Origin of the sequence: Flavonifractor hominis (genome assembly GCF_040095835.1) — a bacterium.
GTDB classification, from domain to species: Bacteria; Bacillota; Clostridia; order Oscillospirales; family Oscillospiraceae; genus Flavonifractor; species Flavonifractor hominis.
The window spans coordinates 244,849-262,209 of the sequence record NZ_JBBMFT010000001.1; the positions used below are offsets into that span (position 1 = coordinate 244,849).

The 17,361-nt window shown below is 51.9% G+C and carries 13 protein-coding genes and 1 pseudogene; 5 read left to right on the forward strand and 9 right to left on the reverse strand.

Features of this window, described 5'->3' with window-relative positions; all coding sequences use genetic code 11:
* Positions 1-54 precede the first annotated feature (54 nt).
* Together WMO45_RS01290 and WMO45_RS01295 are read left to right on the forward strand one after the other, a co-directional pair.
* Positions 55-219, forward strand: a complete 165-nt coding sequence (locus tag WMO45_RS01290; protein ID WP_349138823.1) for a hypothetical protein — start codon at positions 55-57, stop codon at positions 217-219.
* Positions 212-1,717: a recombinase family protein gene (locus tag WMO45_RS01295; RefSeq protein ID WP_349138824.1), complete on the forward strand. Its 1,506-nt coding sequence runs from the start codon at positions 212-214 to the stop codon at positions 1,715-1,717. Before WMO45_RS01290 ends, WMO45_RS01295 begins: the two co-directional genes overlap by 8 nt.
* 166 nt (positions 1,718-1,883) lie before the next feature.
* On the opposite strand, the gene WMO45_RS01300 is transcribed toward WMO45_RS01295, so the two are convergent.
* The 9 genes and pseudogenes from WMO45_RS01300 to WMO45_RS01340 form a co-directional block, all read right to left on the reverse strand.
* On the reverse strand, positions 1,884-2,612 hold the full coding sequence (locus tag WMO45_RS01300) for a YebC/PmpR family DNA-binding transcriptional regulator (RefSeq protein WP_349138825.1): 729 nt from the start codon (positions 2,610-2,612) through the stop codon (positions 1,884-1,886).
* Positions 2,613-2,684: 72 nt separating this feature from the next.
* Positions 2,685-3,482 (reverse strand): Nif3-like dinuclear metal center hexameric protein, encoded by a 798-nt coding sequence (locus WMO45_RS01305; protein WP_349138826.1) that lies wholly within the window; start codon positions 3,480-3,482, stop codon positions 2,685-2,687.
* Positions 3,483-3,487: 5 nt separating this feature from the next.
* On the reverse strand, positions 3,488-4,183 hold the full coding sequence (locus WMO45_RS01310; protein ID WP_349138827.1) for a tRNA (adenine(22)-N(1))-methyltransferase: 696 nt from the start codon (positions 4,181-4,183) through the stop codon (positions 3,488-3,490).
* A gap of 59 nt (positions 4,184-4,242) precedes the next feature.
* Positions 4,243-4,449 carry a DUF1858 domain-containing protein gene (locus WMO45_RS01315; protein ID WP_349138829.1) on the reverse strand — a complete coding sequence of 69 codons (207 nt, stop codon included), beginning with the start codon at positions 4,447-4,449 and terminating at the stop codon, positions 4,243-4,245.
* 86 nt (positions 4,450-4,535) lie between these two features.
* A pseudogene (locus WMO45_RS01320) lies at positions 4,536-4,820 on the reverse strand (sporulation stage IV protein A); the annotation flags it as partial.
* Positions 4,808-6,448, reverse strand: coding sequence for a recombinase family protein (locus WMO45_RS01325; RefSeq protein ID WP_349138830.1), 1,641 nt, complete (start codon positions 6,446-6,448; stop codon positions 4,808-4,810). The gene WMO45_RS01325 and the pseudogene WMO45_RS01320, both read right to left, overlap by 13 nt.
* A gap of 119 nt (positions 6,449-6,567) precedes the next feature.
* Positions 6,568-6,873 (reverse strand): hypothetical protein, encoded by a 306-nt coding sequence (locus tag WMO45_RS01330; RefSeq protein ID WP_349138831.1) that lies wholly within the window; start codon positions 6,871-6,873, stop codon positions 6,568-6,570.
* A gap of 292 nt (positions 6,874-7,165) precedes the next feature.
* A complete protein-coding gene (gene purF / locus WMO45_RS01335) occupies positions 7,166-8,530 on the reverse strand; it encodes an amidophosphoribosyltransferase (protein ID WP_349138833.1) in 1,365 nt (454 codons plus the stop codon).
* A gap of 120 nt (positions 8,531-8,650) precedes the next feature.
* A complete protein-coding gene (locus WMO45_RS01340) occupies positions 8,651-10,315 on the reverse strand; it encodes an ammonium transporter (RefSeq protein ID WP_349138835.1) in 1,665 nt (554 codons plus the stop codon).
* Between the two features lie 513 nt (positions 10,316-10,828).
* On the opposite strand from WMO45_RS01340, the gene glnA reads away from it, so the two are divergent.
* The 3 genes from glnA (at position 10,829) to gltB (ending at position 17,360) form a co-directional block, all read left to right on the forward strand.
* Positions 10,829-12,160, forward strand: a complete 1,332-nt coding sequence (gene glnA / locus WMO45_RS01345) for a type I glutamate--ammonia ligase (protein ID WP_349138836.1) — start codon at positions 10,829-10,831, stop codon at positions 12,158-12,160.
* Positions 12,161-12,202: 42 nt separating this feature from the next.
* The gene (locus tag WMO45_RS01350) at positions 12,203-12,745 is read left to right on the forward strand and encodes an ANTAR domain-containing response regulator (RefSeq protein WP_349138838.1); all 543 of its coding nucleotides are present in this window, start codon (positions 12,203-12,205) and stop codon (positions 12,743-12,745) included.
* A gap of 88 nt (positions 12,746-12,833) precedes the next feature.
* Entirely contained in the window at positions 12,834-17,360 is a 4,527-nt protein-coding gene (gene gltB / locus WMO45_RS01355) for a glutamate synthase large subunit (RefSeq protein WP_349138839.1), read from the forward strand.
* Position 17,361 lies beyond the last annotated feature (1 nt).

Consider the following 17,361-nt stretch of genomic DNA (forward strand, 5'->3'; position numbering starts at 1 on the left):
GGCACGCCGGAAACATAGGGTGTATTAAAGATATTTTGAAAGGAGGAGTATAAAATGTCTTTGATGCCTGAATATACGAGCAAAACTTACACAGTGCTTGGAAAGCATCATAAAGTGATTGTAGAGCATAAGATTCCACTCTTAGCGGAACAGGAATATGCAGAGCGATGCCGCAGCATTAAAGCGAATTTAGCTGAGGTATTTGCTCGATATGAATGAATTATGCCCTGTGGATGCTATTTACGCCAGACAGTCAGTGGAACGATCAGATAGTATATCCATCGAGAGTCAAATTGACTTTTGCAAATATGAGACAAAGGGTGGTGCTTATCGAACCTATATAGATCGTGGATATAGCGGAAAAAATATACAGCGGCCAGGGTTCCAACAGATGATGGAAGACATGAAAGCCGGCCAAATTTGCAGAGTCATTGTCTACAAACTAGACCGGATTAGTCGTTCGATTCTGGATTTTGCATCTATGATGGAGATTTTTGGCCAGTACCATGTAGAGTTTGTTTCTACCACAGAAAAGTTTGATACTGCATCGCCTATGGGACGGGCCATGCTGAACATATGTGTTGTATTTGCGCAGCTGGAACGGGAGACCATACAGAAAAGAGTGGCGGACGCCTATTTTACACGTAGCCGGAAACGGTTTTACATGGGGGGAAGGATTCCTTATGGCTATCGTCTGGTACCGACCGTCCTTGATCATATTAAAACAGCTATGTATGAGCCCATTCCAGAGGAGGCGGAACAGATCAGACAGATTTATGAACTCTATTCTGAGCCGGAATATTCCTGTGGTGATATTGCAAAATATCTGAACGGGCAGGCACTTACGAAACGTGGAAAGCCATGGGGACGCACTAGATTAGCAGAGATGCTGCGCAGCCCGGTTTATGTTAAAGCGGATGTATCCATATACCATTTTTTCCAGCAGCAGGGTGTACAGATTATAAATCCCCCTTCTGATTTCGTCGGTACCAATGGCTGTTATTACTATAAAGGGCGTAGGGAGATCGGGAAAGGTGCAGAGACAGATACACAGGGATATCTGGTATTAGCTCCGCATCAGGGGCTAATACCAGCCGAATTGTGGCTAAAGTGTCAGCAGAAGAGACAAGCAGGCAACAAAGCAGCACCACGCCAGAAGGCAAAAAATACCTGGTTGGCAGGAAAAATCAAATGTGGACTGTGTGGGTATGCCCTAGTGGACAAACACTATAACGATACACGTAACCGCTATCTACTCTGTTCCCATAGAATGGACTCTAAAGCATGTCCTGGGCCGGGTACCATATATACGGAAGTGCTAGAAGATGTGGTGCGCGAGGCGCTGTTAGAAAAGCTGTCAGGACTTCAGTCGCTCCGACAGTCGATGGATATGAGATCAGATCCTATCTTTACAGAAACTACTATTGCATTAAAAAAGGTAGAGCAGGAAATTGCGGCTCTTTTGGAACGGCTTACCAGCGCGGATGAGCTGATGTATCGCTATATTCATCAGCGTATCAGTCGGCTTGATCAGCAAAAAGCGGCCCTTCAAAAGCGGATCCATACTACATTTTCCCGCAGAGACGACCAGAAGGACTGTGTCTGCCCTGCCGATTGGAATCAACTGAGTTTTTCAGATAAGCGGCGTGTTGTCGAGCTATTGATCGAGACAATCTGCGTTACACAGAATTGCATCCAGATCAAGTGGCGCATCTGAAAGACGCTCTATCCTGTACGTTTCGGTGAAGCGGTGCGTTTGGCAAAGGAAAAAATGGATCAAAAAAATGTCTATTTTACAAATCCGGCGTTTGACCGGACGTAACCTCAAAAAAGGCGTTCATCCAACCGGTTCTCTGCCGGTTGGATGAACGCCTTTTCTTTAATTAGCCCTGGTCCCAGTTGTGCCAAACGTTCTGAACGTCGTCATTGTCCTCCAAAAGGTCAATGAGCTTTTCCATGTTCTTGATGTCGTCTTCGTTTTCCAGCTTGACATAGTTCTGAGGCACCATCTCCACGGCGGCCTGGACAAAAGTATAGCCCTTCTCTTCCATAGCGGCCAGCACTGTACCGAATGCATCGGGATCGGTATAGACCTCAAATACCTCATCCTCTACCTGCATGTCGTCAGCACCGGCGTCCAGAGCATCCATCATTACGACGTCTTCATCGAGATCCTCTTTCTCAATGATGATAACGCCTTTACGGTCGAAAGACCAGGAGACACATCCGGTGGCGCCCAAACCTTTACCGTATTTATCCAGCAAATGCCGAACCTCAGGGGCGGTACGATTGCGGTTATCAGTCAGAGCATCAACAATAACAGCAACGCCGGAGGGACCATATCCTTCATATACAACATTTTCATAGCTGTCGGTATTGCCCGAACCAAGCGCCTTGTCAATGGTGCGCTTGATATTGTCGTTGGGCATATTTGCGGCCTTCGCCTTGGCGATGACAGTTGCAAGACGGGAATTGTTATTGGGGTCCCCGCTGCCGCCAGTTTTGACAGCCACAATCATTTCGCGGGCAATTTTGGTAAACATCTGAGAACGCTTGGCGTCGGCGGCGCCCTTCGTTTTCTGGATATTATGCCACTTGGAATGTCCTGACATACTTCTCGTTCCCTTCCTTAGTCGAAAATCAGCGGAAATAGTTTATCACTTTTGGCCGAGCTTGACAACCCCTCAGAGATAAGAAAAGACTTCTTTGTGCCGCTGTGTGGTGGCGACTGTAACCGTGGGGAAACCGGCGGACAGCCATTTGGCCAGGACTGGGACTACAACCTGCTCTGTTGGATAGTGGCCTGCATCGATCAGATTGACACCGAGCGCTTTGGCATCCAGGAATCCATTATATTTCACATCGGAAGTGACAAACGTATCACATCCCATAGCTAGGGCATCCTGCAACATGTCTGCACAGGCGCCTCCACCAACCGCTACCCGCCGTACCGGACGGCGGACGTCCACATAGCGTACTCCATTGGCACCCAGAGTTTGCTTTACAAACGCTGCAAAGGCCGGGGCGTACATGGGTGCTCCACTGGTGTTTCCTACGCGGCCGATGCCATAGGGGCGCCCTGAAGTATCTACACCGTCCTGTTTGAGTTGTTCCACCTGTATAAGACCCAACTTTTGAGCCAAAGCATCGTTGACCCCACCAAAGACAGCATCCAAGTTGGTGTGAGCACAGATAGCAGCAATCTTTTGCTCGGTCAAGGCCAGCAAAATGCGGCCGTTTGGATCGCGATCGGTGATAGACTTTGCCGGGTGGAATAAAACCGGGTGATGGGAAACGATCAGTTGTGCTCCAATCTCAACTGCCTCTGCTACGACTTCTTCAGTAATGTCCAACGAGACCAAAAGAGTTGTTACGGCCCGGTCTCCCCTGCCTACTAGAAATCCGGCATTGTCAAAGCCGAGCTGCAGAGAAAACGGAGCTTGTCCGTCCAGGTATGCATAGATTTCTCGTACAGTTGCCATATTGTTCACTCCTTTTTCATCCTTTGCAGATCCAGATAGACTTGTTCCAATTCTGCCAGCCTCTGAGCATCCTCAGAGCGGCTAGATTTCTGAAGTCCAGAGACTGCGTGCTCCACCTGTTTCAGAAGGCGCGTTAGATATTCCATACGTAGAGGGGACGCCTCACCGCTTTGCTGCCGGCCAGCCCAAAGTTCTCCGGCGGTCAGTTCCGGCATTGGACCGGGACAGACGAGAAATATGGTGTAGATTGTGCGGCCTTCCCGTACAAGAATTTCCCGCTCGATCGTATAGCTGTTTTTCTGTAACCAGCGGCGCAACTCAGGCTGTGCGCTCATGGGCTGTAGCAACAACTGGCAGGACTGTGCTTTGGTCCAGGGTGCGGCGGAAAGAATGGATGCTATGGTTTCTCCGCCCATGCCGGCAATCGCGATAGTCTCGGCTTCATATGGGTGAACCGCCTCCAGACCGTCACACAAACGAAAGTCCATATGCTGTGTTTGTCCGTATTTTTCGGCGGTCATCCGAGCCCGCTCCAGTGGTCCCTGACGTAAGTCTGTGACCAGAGCATGGTCAATCACTCCGTGCTGTAGTAGCCATACCGGAAGATAGGCGTGATCCGTGCCAATATCTGCAAAGCGTGTACCAGCGGACACTAGCTCCGCCACGGCCAGCAAACGAGGGGTTAGCGCGATCGGCTTCATATTCTGTCACCTCTTTAAACAAAAAAGGGCGGCCACGGGCCGCCCTTTTTGCTGATTACTTACTCTGCAACGCCGATGCTGGCATTAAGCTTAGCCAGCAGGTCGTTTACATCCACACCGTGGACCATGCAGGCCTGCTCCACCGTCTCACCGCGGGAAGACGGGCAACCCAGGCAGTGCATACCAATGGACAGAAACAGAGGGGCCGTTTCCGGAGCGATGTCCAGAATATCGCCGATGATAGTGTCTTTTGTAATCTGAGCCATGGGGGAATACCTCCAAATATCTAGGATATTGGTAGTATATCCTATTCCCCATATTTTTTCAATAGATATTTCGATTTCTTTCGTGCTTACAAAATAATACAGATCAGTCCGCCTGAGCCTTCGTTGATGATGCGCTGCAAAGTTTCCTGAAGCTTAGCTCTGGCATCTTCCGGCATGCGTTTTAACTTACCGTTGAGATCCTCGCTGACCAGTTCATGGAACGACTTACCAAAAATGTTGGATTGCCAAATGGCTTTGGTATCCCCTTCAAACTCCTGCAACAGGAAATTGACCATCTCTTCCGACTGTTTCTCATTGCCTACAATAGGAGATACCTCGGTCTCGATATCTGCCCGTATCATATGTATTGTATGGAACAAACGGAAGATTTACCTGATCTACGTCGGACCAGATATTCCTGGCTCTGGTGGACTGGCTTTACCATCACTTTGGCACAAGCAACATAGGGGGACTGAGCTGGAGAGACTTCAATCCGGTCCAGGAGTTCAAAAAGCACACCAGCTTCAAATCCATGGGCAAAGTCCATCTCGTACAGGATAGCCTGTTGCAGTGCATCCCCAGACAGCACGTCACTCTCCAGGCAGCTCGATTCTTCCAGTGCGCTCTGCTGTGCGCTCCATGCCTCAATTTCCTGATTGAAACGCTCATTACGTAAAGCAAATTCCTGATCGGAAATCCGTCCCTCTATATTCAGGTCCAGAAGTCTATCTTTACGACGGTGGAGCACATCCATTGCGGCTTTGCATTTGGCGATACTGGCATTTCGTTTGGCACTATGGTCTGTGCTGGCATAAATCTGCATCAATTCCATAGCCAGTTCGGCCTTGGACAGAGGGAGGGCATCTAATGTTTGACGAATTATATCATCTAGCTCTGAAGTGTATAAAGCAGGCGAGGTGCAGCCGCTTCTCCCCTTTCGCGCATACTCCTGACACTGCCAGAGTTCCCGGCTGCCAGATTTGGAAGACCGGACTGCATGATAATAAGGTATATGATGTCTGGCGCAAATGATTTTCCCGCTGTATGGGTATCTGTTTTGGTAACCACTATGTTCGGGAGAGCGCCTGGCTTGTGCGCGTGCGCTCAGCAATTGGTTGGCTCTGTCCCACAATTCTTCTGATACAATGGGTGGAACAGATTGCTCATCTTTATACATGACCCAATCTGCTGGCTCCAGATATTTGCGCTGGCTGAGCTTATAATCATACTTACAGCTTTTTCCCCCGCAGTAATAGCCTTTGTACTTTGGGTTAGATAAAATTCCGCGGATGGTACTGAAGGAAAAGGGGCGTCCTCTGGTATTCTGATACCCCAGGTCAGTCAGATGTCCCGCAATGGCACGGATACCCATCTGACGGTTGGCATAAAGATCGAATATCAGACGCACCAGTTCCGCTTCCTGTTCCTGGATTACCAGTTTTCCATCCTGCTTTTCATATCCCCAGATCTTACTGTTGCCCAGCACGACACCGGATTCAATGGCTCGCCGAAAGCCAAATTTTACCCGCTCGGAAATTTTCCGCACTTCGTCTTGGGCAATGGAAGACATGATGGTCAGGCGCAATTCTGCATCTGGCATCAGAGTGTTAATGTTGTCTGACTGGAATAGTACTCCTACCCCGCATTGCAGCAATTCCTGGGTATAGCGGATGCTGTCCAGAGTGTTGCGGGAAAAGCGGGAGATCTCCTTGGTGACAATAAAATCAAACTTTCCGTGTTTTGCATCTCCCACCATCTTCAGAAAGCTCTCGCGTTTTCCGGCACTGGTGCCGCTGATGCCCTCGTCCACATAGCCGTCCACCAGGGTCCAGGAAGGGCATTTGATAATATAATCCGTATAATACTGGACCTGAGCAGCCAGGGAATGAAGCTGCTCTTCCTTTTCAGTGGATACACGGGCATAAAAAGTTACGCGCAGGTTCAAGTCATAGATGCTTTTTCCCTGGTTTAGGGCACTACGCATTTCGTAGAGATCCATGATGCACCTCTTTTCTTTGTTTCATACACTGTTATCATAATACAGGGAGAGCTTATCCATGCTAAAAAAATCGTCTGCACCCTGTAATCGGGTGCAGACGAACGCTTCCACAGTGTTATCTACATCAGCATATCTTGGTTGATATAGTAATCTCCTTTGTATTTCACAATAAAGTGGTCGTTTTTTACACTGGTCTGATAAACGCATTCCCCACTTGTATCTAATATAGCAACCTGACTTTCCCAAAAAACATATTGCCGATCCCCCTCAAAGTTTTCCGTCAATTCATCGATTTGTATAAAACCAGAGGGGACACGTTGTACAACCTTAGCTTCAAATCTATTCTGATGTTGATAGAATAGAAGAAAGAAGACTATCAATAAGAGAATAGCGGGAAACAGCAGAATCTTTTTTCTTTGATTCATACATATCCACCCCTATCTTTTAAAAAATTATACCATATTTATATAGAAAGGACAAGATCCCATAGGTGAGATCTTGTCCTTTGCGTTATGTACGGTTATGTGCATTCCAAATCAAGATTTGTTGTTTTGCGTGCTGATATTGATCCAGTGAGATTTTTTTTTGCAGGTAAAGGCGCTCGTTGATCTGTAACATGATCTCACGTTTCAAGGGAATCATAGCTTTGACGGAATTATCCATTGCGGTCACACTCCCTGAACAGAGTGTATGGAACCGCAAGATGTATTATGACGCTTATACGCTGATAGGATAGCGACCGGTAAAGCATCCATCGCAAAAGCCACAGGTGGCGTCTGGCGCGATTTTGTGCAGATCCTCCAGACTCAAAAAGCCGAGACTGTCCGCACCGATCAGCTCTCGGATCTCTTCCACAGAATAGCGGCAGGCAATCAGATTTTCTTTATCCGGAATATCGGTTCCGAAGAAACAGGGAGCAATGAAAGGCGGCGCAGAAGAACGCATATGTACCTCACACGCTCCGGCCTCTCTTAGCAATGAGACGATCTGCCTGGATGTCGTGCCGCGGACGATAGAGTCGTCAATCATAATAACCCGTTTGCCGTCCACACAGCTTTTCAATGGCCCAAGTTTGATGCGTACTGCCTGTTCCCGGCTCTGCTGGCCTGGTGTGATAAACGTGCGGCCGATGTACCTGTTTTTTATCAGCCCTATACCATAAGGGATCCCAGCCTCCTCGGCATATCCCATGGCGGCGTCCAGTCCGGAATCAGGCACACCGATAACTACGTCTGCTTCTACTGGATAGGCCTTAGCTAGCAGGCGACCAGCACGGCGTCTGGCTTCATGGACGGATTGACCACAGATCACCGAGTCAGGTCGCGCAAAATAGATGTATTCAAAAATACACATATGGCTGGTGGCGCTTTCGCAGTTTTCACGAATAGAGGTAACGGTTCCCCCTTCCACAACTACGATTTCACCGGGCTCCACTTCCCGTTCAAACTGCGCACCCACTGCGTTAAGCGCACAGCTCTCCGAAGCAAATATTACGGCGTCTCCCCTACGTCCCATGCACAATGGGCGGAATCCCCAGGGGTCACGGACTGCGATAAGCTTCTGCGGAGACATGACCAACAAAGAGTAAGCCCCGCGCAGGCCCTTCACCGCTTGACAGACTGCCTCCTCCACTGAATCACAGCGCAGACGCTCCTGAGCGATGGCATAGGCAATGAGCTCAGAATCCGTGGTAGTCTGAAAAATAGCCCCTCGATATTCAAACGTGGTACGCAGCTGCTTGGTATTGACCAAATTTCCGTTGTGCGCTACCGCAAGTGTGCCTTTTACATAATTGAGTGTGAGCGGCTGTGCGTTTTCTCTCTGAGTACCGCCGGTAGTGGCATACCGCACATGGCCCACCGCCATGGTGCCATTGAGCCGGTTCAGCGTTTCCGGGTCAAAGACCTCACCCACCAGGCCTACATCCTTGTGAAAAGAGAGTTCACGATTGTTGATTGCTGCAATCCCGCAGGATTCCTGTCCCCGATGTTGAAGAGCGTACAGGCCATAATAAACAGTACGGGCACAGTTGCCCTGCGGATCATAAATTCCGAATATACCACATTCCTCATGGATAGGCATAATGATTCCTCCCTGAACCGGATTAAAAACAGAAAAAAGGCGCTGTGGCCCAATGCCACAGCGCCTTTACTGCTGACCCCGCCATTATAAGCGCCTGCCGCAGTTTTGTCAAGAGAACCTTCAGTTGTCATCCTGAAGGGCGTCATAATCCAACTCGCCGGTGCGAATCTTCACCGCATGTTCCACAGGACAGACAAAGATCTTGCCATCTCCCTGGGTACCAGTGCACAATGCCCGTTCTGCAGCAGCCACTACCAGAGCTGGATCTACTTTTGCCACCACGATATCCACCTGCAGCTTGGGCAGCAAATGCATGCTCATTTTTACTCCGCGGTACTGCCCCACTTTACCCATCTGGGCGCCGCAGCCCATTACACGGCTGACGGTCATGCCGGTTACACCAATAGACGCCATAGCATCTCGCAGGACCGAGAAACGTTCTTCCCGGCAGATAATGCTGATCTTGGTCATGCCGCTTTCGGTGTGCTTAATCGAATGGCTGTCGTCCAGCACCACCGGCGTCAGATGCGTAAGGTCGACCGATGTGCCACATTCTTCACCGATAGTACCGGGTGCGGCAGGCAGGAAGTCAGCATAGGCGGAGGCCAGTGCATGCTCGGTAATATCCAGCCCCATGATCTCCTCCTCTGGAGATACCCGCAGTCCAATGGTTTTATCGATAATCTTAAACACGATGAACATAGTCACCACAGTATAAGCACCGATGACCACTACACCTAAGCACTGAATGCACAGATGGGCCAGACCGCCGCCATAGAACAGACCGCTGGAGGTATTGAATAGTCCGTCGGCCAGCGTGCCCCAAATACCATTGGCGCAGTGGACCGCTACTGCACCGACCGGGTCATCCACATGGAGCTTAAAGTCCAGCAGCTCCACTACCAGGACCACCAAAATACCATCTACCGCACCAATGATAATAGCACCCAGGGCATCTACTGTAGCACAGGGTGCCGTAATACCAACCAGACCAGCCAGTGAGGCATTGAGACACATGGACACATCGGGTTTTCCACTACGTACCCAAGTAAAGAGCATACAGCATATTGTGGCCACGGCAGGAGCCAAAGTGGTATTGCCCAAAATTTGAGCCAGCTGAGCCGTATCCGAAGCTGCAGCCCCATTAAACCCATACCAGCAGAACCAGAGGATAAAACACCCCAATGCCCCAAGGGTCAAAGAGTGGCCCGGGATCGCATTAACTTTGATCTTCCCATCCGGCTGCTTGGTGTATTTGCCCAGTCTGGGCCCCAGCATCCAGGCGCCTACCAGTGCAGTTAACCCGCCTACCATATGGATGACCGAAGAACCAGCAAAATCCACATAGCCCAACTGGGCCAGCCAGCCCTGACCATTCCAAACCCAGCCAGCTTCAATGGGATAAATCACGGCGCTGATTACGCCGGAATATATGCAATAAGCCAAAAACTTGGTGCGCTCAGCCATGGCGCCGGATACAATCGTAGCTGCCGTGGCGCAGAACACCAGCTGGAAGAAAAAGTTGGACCAGTCAAAGGCGTAAAAATCAGTAAACATCTGATACTCCGGCATGCCAATCAGTCCGAAGAAATAGTTTTCACTATTCATAATGCCATAGCCCAACAGGACAAACACCGCTGTGCCGATGCAGAAGTCCATGAGGTTCTTCATGATGATATTGCCGGCATTTTTCGCTCTTGTAAAACCGGTTTCCACCATGGCAAAGCCACACTGCATGAAAAAGACCAAAATTGCACCCATCAGGTACCAAATCGATAAATCCATAGCTTCTCTCCTCCTCCGTATCAAAAAGACGTACCTGCCGGTGATCTGCCGGCGGGCACGTCCTTGTGCGGATATATGGTTGGTATTCTCTGCTGCAGCAAGCAAAATAGGCGCCGCCGGTAAGATCCCGGCAGCGCCTTTGCTTATTCAGAGTTTAGTCCTCCTCCCTGCTGATGTCAAGTCGATATTCGCAACTTCGGCATTGCGGATAAACCCGCACCCCATACCACTGGCTATTTGTCTGTTTTTTCCACAAAATAACGCAACGAAGGTCTATATTACGCGCTTCGATATGCATGAGTTTCTTGTAATTCTTGCATAATGAGCGATACAGAATGCAGTCTTGTTTTTGCTCTGCAAAAGAAATTAGCTTAATTTCCTCAAAACCTCTTGACACTTGGCGGGTAAACGGGTATACTTTCGCCCATAGTCGAGGACAAAGAGGTTCCCCGCCAGTCTGGCCGGAATCTCTTTGTCCTTTTTTGTTTGAAGGACAGAAAGGAGCTGCTTGCAATGTCGTATACGAAGGAAGAAATCATTCGCCGGGTAAAAGAAGAGGATATTGAATTTATCCGCCTCCAGTTTACAGATATTTTCGGCCAGTTGAAAAATGTGGCCATCACCGCTTCTCAGATCGAGAAGGCGGTCAACAACCAGATTATGTTTGACGGCTCCTCCATCGAAGGTTTTGTCCGTATTGATGAGTCTGATCAGTATCTCTATCCCGATCTGGACTCTTTCGCCGTATTTCCCTGGCGTCCCAGTCATGGGAAGGTGGCCCGCCTGATCTGCGATGTATACAATCCTGATGGCACTCCCTTTGTGGGCGATCCCCGTTACGTCCTGAAGCGGGTACTCAAGAAGGCTCAGGACATGGGCTATGATGCGTTTAATGTTGGGCCTGAGGCGGAGTTCTTCCTGTTCCAGACCGATGATGAGGGTAAGCCCACCATTAAGACCAATGACGAGGCTGGTTACTTTGATCTGGGCCCACTGGACCACGGTGAGGGGACCCGCCGGGAGATCTGTATGGCCCTGGAGCAGATGGGATTCGAGATTGAAGCCAGTCACCACGAGGTGGCTCAGGGCCAGCATGAAATCGATTTTAAATATGCCGAGGCTCTTCGTACCGCGGATAACATCATGACCTTCAAACTGGCGGTCAAGACCCTGGCGCAGAAGAATGGCCTGCACGCCACGTTTATGCCCAAGCCCATCTTTGGCATCAACGGTTCCGGTATGCACACCAATATGTCTCTCTTCCGGGGCGGCAAGAACGTGTTCTATGATGCTGACGGCGAGAAGGGGCTGTCCCGGGAGGCCTACAGCTTTATTGCTGGCCTGCTGCATCACGTGAAGGGCATGGCGGCGGTTACCAACCCGCTGGTTAACTCCTACAAGCGCCTGGTGCCCGGGTATGAGGCTCCCTGCTATCTGGCCTGGTCGGCCTCCAACCGCTCTGCTCTTATCCGAATTCCTGCTGCCCGTGGACAGTCTACCCGTGTGGAGCTCCGTTCCCCCGACCCCGCCTGCAACCCCTACCTGGAGTTGGCTGTTTGCCTGGCCGCCGGTCTGGACGGTATTGAAAAGGGCATGACCCCTCCTGCTGAGGTGACCGAGAATATCTTTGCTATGGACCAGGAAACCCGGAAAGCCAAGGGTATTGATTCTCTGCCTGGTTCTTTGGAGGAGGCTATTGCCGCGTTGGAAAGTGACCAACTGATCCTGGACACTTTGGGCGAACATGTGGCTGCCAACTACATTGAAGGCAAGAAAAAGGAATGGGATGAGTTCCGTACCCGTGTCTCCTCCTGGGAGCGCGACAAGTATATCATCAACTATTAAGAGCCGGGGTGGCCCGGCATCGCGGTTGGGAGGGAATCTGGAATGGAACAGGTGATCGTGGCCTTTGAAAATCAAAAGAGCCTTTGGCGGGTCAAGGAGATCCTGGAAGCTTCCGGCGCCATCTCCTGCATTGTCTGCAAATCAGCCGACCAGGTGCGCCGGACGGTACGTAAACTCCATATCACAACAGTGGTATGCGGATATAAACTGTCTGACCAGTCGGCGGAAAATTTGTTTGAGGACCTTCCGCTGTTCTGTGCCATGCTGGTGCTTGCCCCCCAGGATCGACTGGAACTAATTCAGAACGATGATATCTTCCGTCTGACCGCACCGGTATCCAAAGGGGATTTGGTGGCATCTGTTCGGATGTTGACACAGATCAGCCACCGGCTGGAGCGCTTTGTGCGCCCCAGCCGGTCCCAGGAGGCTGAGGAGGTCATCCGGCAAGCGAAACGGTTGCTGATGGACCGAAATGGTATGACAGAAGAACAAGCGCACCGCTTTTTACAAAAAACAAGTATGGACAGCAGGTCCAAACTGGTCCAGACTGCTCAGTTGGTATTGGACGGAGCAGAATTGGGATAAGATAACAGGAGACGAGGTGGTCTCGCGGCGGCAGTCCGGGACGTGGCTGCCGCCTTTTTTATTAACCATCCGGAGAGGAGATGCACACATGAGGACACAAGCGCAGCAGGGACTGTATCGGCCCTGTTTTGAGCACGATGCCTGCGGCATTGGGGCTGTGGTGGATATTCACGGCCGTCCCAGCCACCAGACTGTAGATGACGCGCTGAAGATTGTGGAGAAGCTGGAGCACCGAGCCGGAAAGGATGCCCGGGGTGAGACGGGGGATGGCGTGGGTATTCTGGTACAGGTATCCCACTCCTTTTTCTCCCAGGCAGTTGGTTTCTCTCTGCCCGGCCCCCGGGATTATGGCGTAGGGATGTTCTTTTTCCCGCAGGACTCCCTCCGGCGCAATCAGGCAAAAAAACTTTTTGAACTGGTGATTGAAAAAGAAGGCATGGTCTTTCTTGGCTGGAGAACGGTTCCGGTATGTCCCGAGATTCTTGGGCAGCGAGCTCGGGAGAAAATGCCGTATATTGAACAAGGGTTTGTTCAGCGTCCGGATGGTACTCCTCCCGGTCTGGATTTTGACCGGAAACTCTATGTGGCCCGCCGGGTATTTGAGCAATCCTGCGGGGATACCTATGTTCCCTCCCTCTCCAGCCGCACCATTGTCTACAAGGGGATGTTTCTGGTCCATCAGCTGCGGGCCTTCTATCCTGATCTCCAAAGCCCGGATTACCAGTCCGCTTTGGCGCTGGTCCACTCCCGCTTCTCTACGAACACAAACCCCTCCTGGGAGCGTGCCCATCCCAACCGGCTTATGGCCCACAACGGCGAGATCAACACCATCCGTGGCAATGTAGACCGGATGCTGGCGCGGGAGGAAACCATGTCCTCCCAGGCCCTGGGTGACAACATGTCCAAGGTACTTCCGGTGGTATCTGCCTCTGGTTCGGATTCTGCAATGTTGGATAACACCCTGGAATTTCTGATGATGGCAGGCATGGAACTGCCGCTGGCGGTGATGGCCTGCATTCCGGAGCCTTGGATGGGCGACAAGACGATCTCCCGCACCCGTCGTGACCTATATCAATATTACGCCACCCTGATGGAGCCCTGGGACGGCCCAGCAGCTATTCTCTTCTCCGATGGCGATATAGTAGGTGCCGTGCTGGATCGCAACGGCCTGCGTCCCTCCCGCTATTATGTCACGACAGATGATCGGCTTATCCTCTCTTCCGAAGTGGGGGTACTGGATCTTCCGGCAGAGCAGATTGCGCGAAAATCCCGTCTCCGCCCTGGCCGTATGCTGTTGGTGGATCTGAATCAGGGACAAATCATAGAAGATGGAGACCTCAAGGAATCCTATGCCGCCCGGCAACCCTATGGCGAGTGGCTGGACAGCAACCTGCTCCACCTGGCTGACCTGCCTATTCCAAACAAGCGTGTGGAACACCACGACAAAGAACAGCTCCACCGACTGCAAAAGGCCTTCGGTTACACTTATGAGGACGTACACGACACCATTCTGCCCATGGCCCGTACTGGGGCCGAGCCAACCGCTGCCATGGGCGCTGACATTCCATTGGCTGTGCTGGACAATCAGGACCGGCCCTTGTTCCACTATTTTCAGCAGCTCTTTGCCCAGGTGACCAACCCACCCATGGATGCCATCCGGGAGGAGGTTGTTACCGATACCACTGTCTATGTGGGCGACGACGGCAACCTGCTGGAGGAAAAGCCGGAAAACTGTCGGGTTCTCCAGATTCATAATCCCATTCTGACCTCTACCGACATGATGAAGATCAAAGCCATGGATCACCCCGGTTTCCATGTGGCTACCGTTTCCCTGCTTTACTATACCAACACTCCTCTGGATCGGGCACTGGACCAGCTGGCAGTAGCGGTAGACCGGGCTTGGCGTGAAGGCGCCAATGTGATCGTACTCTCTGACCGGGGGGTGGATGAAAATCATGTGGCCATTCCCTCTCTTCTGGCGGTCTCCGCCATGGAGCAGCATTTGATCCGAACGAAGAAACGCACCGCTGTTTCCATCCTGTTGGAATCCGCCGAACCTCGGGATGTACACCACTTTGCTGCCCTATTGGGCTATGGCGCCCGAGCGGTGAACCCATATTTGGCGGAAGAAACGATTGTAGAGCTTATCGAAGAGGGTCTATTGGATAAAGACTTCCATACGGCGGTAAACGACTATAATGCCGCTATTCTCCATGGAATTGTAAAGATTGCCTCAAAGATGGGTATCTCAACCCTCCAATCCTACCAGTCCGCCCAGATCTTTGAGGCGGTAGGTATCCGTCAGGATGTGATTGACAAATACTTTACCAATACCGTCTCCCGGGTTGGCGGCATTGGCCTGGAACAGATGGCCGCCGCGGTGGATCGCAATCATGCCAAGGCTTTTGACCCTCTGGGGCTGGATACTGATCTGGAACTGGATAGCCTTGGGCGCCACAAAGCCCGCGCCGGCGGCGAAGATCACCTTTATGATCCCCAGACCATCCACCTGCTCCAGTTGGCCACCCGCCAAGGGAACTATGAGCTGTTCAAGCAGTATACCGCCCGGGTGGACGACGAGACCCGTCCCCATACGCTTCGTGGCCTGCTGGACATGAAGTATGCTGCCCAACCCATCCCCATGGACCAAGTGGAGAGCGTGGATTCCATCGTCAAACGTTTTAAAACCGGAGCTATGAGCTACGGCTCTATCTCCCGGGAAGCTCATGAGTGTCTGGCTCAAGCCATGAACCTGTTAGGGGGCAAATCCAACTCCGGCGAAGGCGGTGAAGAGCCCGACCGTCTGAAGGATCCTGCCCGGAACTCTGCCATCAAACAGGTTGCTTCCGGCCGGTTCGGCGTCACCAGCGAATATCTGGTAAGCGCTAAGGAAATCCAGATCAAAATGGCCCAAGGTGCCAAACCTGGTGAGGGCGGCCACTTGCCCGCCGGCAAAGTATACCCCTGGATCGCTAAATGCCGCCACGCCACCCCAGGTGTCACGCTCATCTCTCCCCCGCCTCACCACGACATCTACTCCATCGAGGACCTGTCTCAGCTCATCTACGATCTAAAATGCGCCAACCGGAAGGCTCGCATTTCAGTCAAGCTGGTGAGCGAGGCTGGCGTAGGCACCATTGCCGCTGGTGTGGCTAAGGCGGGGGCCCAGGTGGTGCTCATCTCCGGCTATGACGGCGGTACCGGTGCGGCTCCACGCACCTCCATCCACCATGCAGGACTGCCCTGGGAGCTGGGCCTGGCGGAAGCGCACCAGACTCTGATTCAAAACGGCCTGCGCTCCCGTGTGGTGGTGGAGACCGACGGAAAACTGATGAGCGGCCGTGACGTGGCTATCGCCTGTATGCTGGGTGCTGAAGAATTCGGCTTTGCTACCGCCCCTCTGGTAACTCTGGGCTGTGTCATGATGCGGGTGTGCAATCTGGACACTTGCCCTGTGGGTGTGGCCACCCAAAACCCGGAGCTGCGCAAGCGCTTCTGCGGCAAACCGGAGTATGTGGTCAACTTTATGCGCTTCATTGCTCAGGAACTGCGGGAACACATGGCCAAATTGGGCGTACGCACGGTGGACGAGCTGGTGGGTCGTACCGATCTGCTCACTCTCCGCTCCCCTGCTGTCAACGAGCGGGCCGCTTCGGTGGATCTCTCCGCCCTACTGCATACTCCGGCTGCAACTCCCGGTGTCAAGACCCACTATGACCCGGCGGATGTCTACGACTTCAAACTGGAAGAAACGGTAGATCTGCGTTTTCTGGAGAAGCAGCTGGGCTCTGCCTTGGAACGGGGCGAGCCGCGTCGGCTGGAGCTTGCCGTCTCCAGTATTGATCGGGCCTTGGGGACTATTCTGGGTTCTGACCTGACCCGGATACATGGCAATTCCCTACCAGATAACACATTTACAATCAAGTGCACCGGCGGTGGCGGCCAATCCTTCGGTGCCTTCTTGCCAAAGGGCCTGACCCTGGAGCTGGAGGGGGACGCCAACGACTATTTGGGCAAGGGGCTCTCCGGAGGCTCGATTGTAGTCTATCCTCCTGAGGGCAGTATCTTCGACCCGGCAGAAAACATTCTGGTAGGCAATGTGGCTTTGTATGGCGCCACCAGCGGTACAGCTTATCTCAATGGTGTGGCCGGAGAGCGATTCTGTGTGCGCAATTCCGGTGCTACAGCTGTGGTGGAAGGCGTGGGCGATCATGGCTGCGAATATATGACTGGCGGCCGGGTGGTAGTCCTGGGCTCCACAGGTAAGAATTTTGCTGCCGGCATGAGCGGCGGTGTGGCCTATGTATTGGATGAGCACCGGGATCTCTACCTGCGCTTGAACAAAGGACTGGTATCCATGGAGCCGGTCACCGAACCTCATGACGCCGCTGAGCTTCGCACCCTAATCCAGGCCCATGCCGATGCCACCGGTTCACCTAAGGCTAAGGATATCCTGTCCCGCTTTGAAGAGGTCCTCCCCCTTTTCAAAAAAATCCTCCCTTATGACTATGAGCGGATGCTCCGGGCTATTGCCCACTGTGAGGAAAAGGGTATGAGCAAGGAAGAAGCTCAGGTGGAGGCCTTCTATCTCAACACCAGAAAGGCAGGGGAATAAT

Bases quoted from the DNA above. Each gene is read 5' to 3' on its own strand.
- purF (WP_349138833.1), bottom strand. From the start codon at position 8,530: ATGCCTATCCATGAGGAATGTGGTATATTCGGAATTTATGATCCGCAG.
- gltB (WP_349138839.1), top strand. From the start codon at position 12,834: ATGAGGACACAAGCGCAGCAGGGACTGTATCGGCCCTGTTTTGAGCAC.
- WMO45_RS01325 (WP_349138830.1), bottom strand. From the start codon at position 6,448: ATGGATCTCTACGAAATGCGTAGTGCCCTAAACCAGGGAAAAAGCATC.
- WMO45_RS01295 (WP_349138824.1), top strand. From the start codon at position 212: ATGAATGAATTATGCCCTGTGGATGCTATTTACGCCAGACAGTCAGTG.
- WMO45_RS01340 (WP_349138835.1), bottom strand. From the start codon at position 10,315: ATGGATTTATCGATTTGGTACCTGATGGGTGCAATTTTGGTCTTTTTC.
- WMO45_RS01305 (WP_349138826.1), bottom strand. From the start codon at position 3,482: ATGGCAACTGTACGAGAAATCTATGCATACCTGGACGGACAAGCTCCG.
- WMO45_RS01315 (WP_349138829.1), bottom strand. From the start codon at position 4,449: ATGGCTCAGATTACAAAAGACACTATCATCGGCGATATTCTGGACATC.
- glnA (WP_349138836.1), top strand. From the start codon at position 10,829: ATGTCGTATACGAAGGAAGAAATCATTCGCCGGGTAAAAGAAGAGGAT.
- WMO45_RS01350 (WP_349138838.1), top strand. From the start codon at position 12,203: ATGGAACAGGTGATCGTGGCCTTTGAAAATCAAAAGAGCCTTTGGCGG.
- WMO45_RS01330 (WP_349138831.1), bottom strand. From the start codon at position 6,873: ATGAATCAAAGAAAAAAGATTCTGCTGTTTCCCGCTATTCTCTTATTG.
- WMO45_RS01290 (WP_349138823.1), top strand. From the start codon at position 55: ATGTCTTTGATGCCTGAATATACGAGCAAAACTTACACAGTGCTTGGA.
- WMO45_RS01300 (WP_349138825.1), bottom strand. From the start codon at position 2,612: ATGTCAGGACATTCCAAGTGGCATAATATCCAGAAAACGAAGGGCGCC.
- WMO45_RS01310 (WP_349138827.1), bottom strand. From the start codon at position 4,183: ATGAAGCCGATCGCGCTAACCCCTCGTTTGCTGGCCGTGGCGGAGCTA.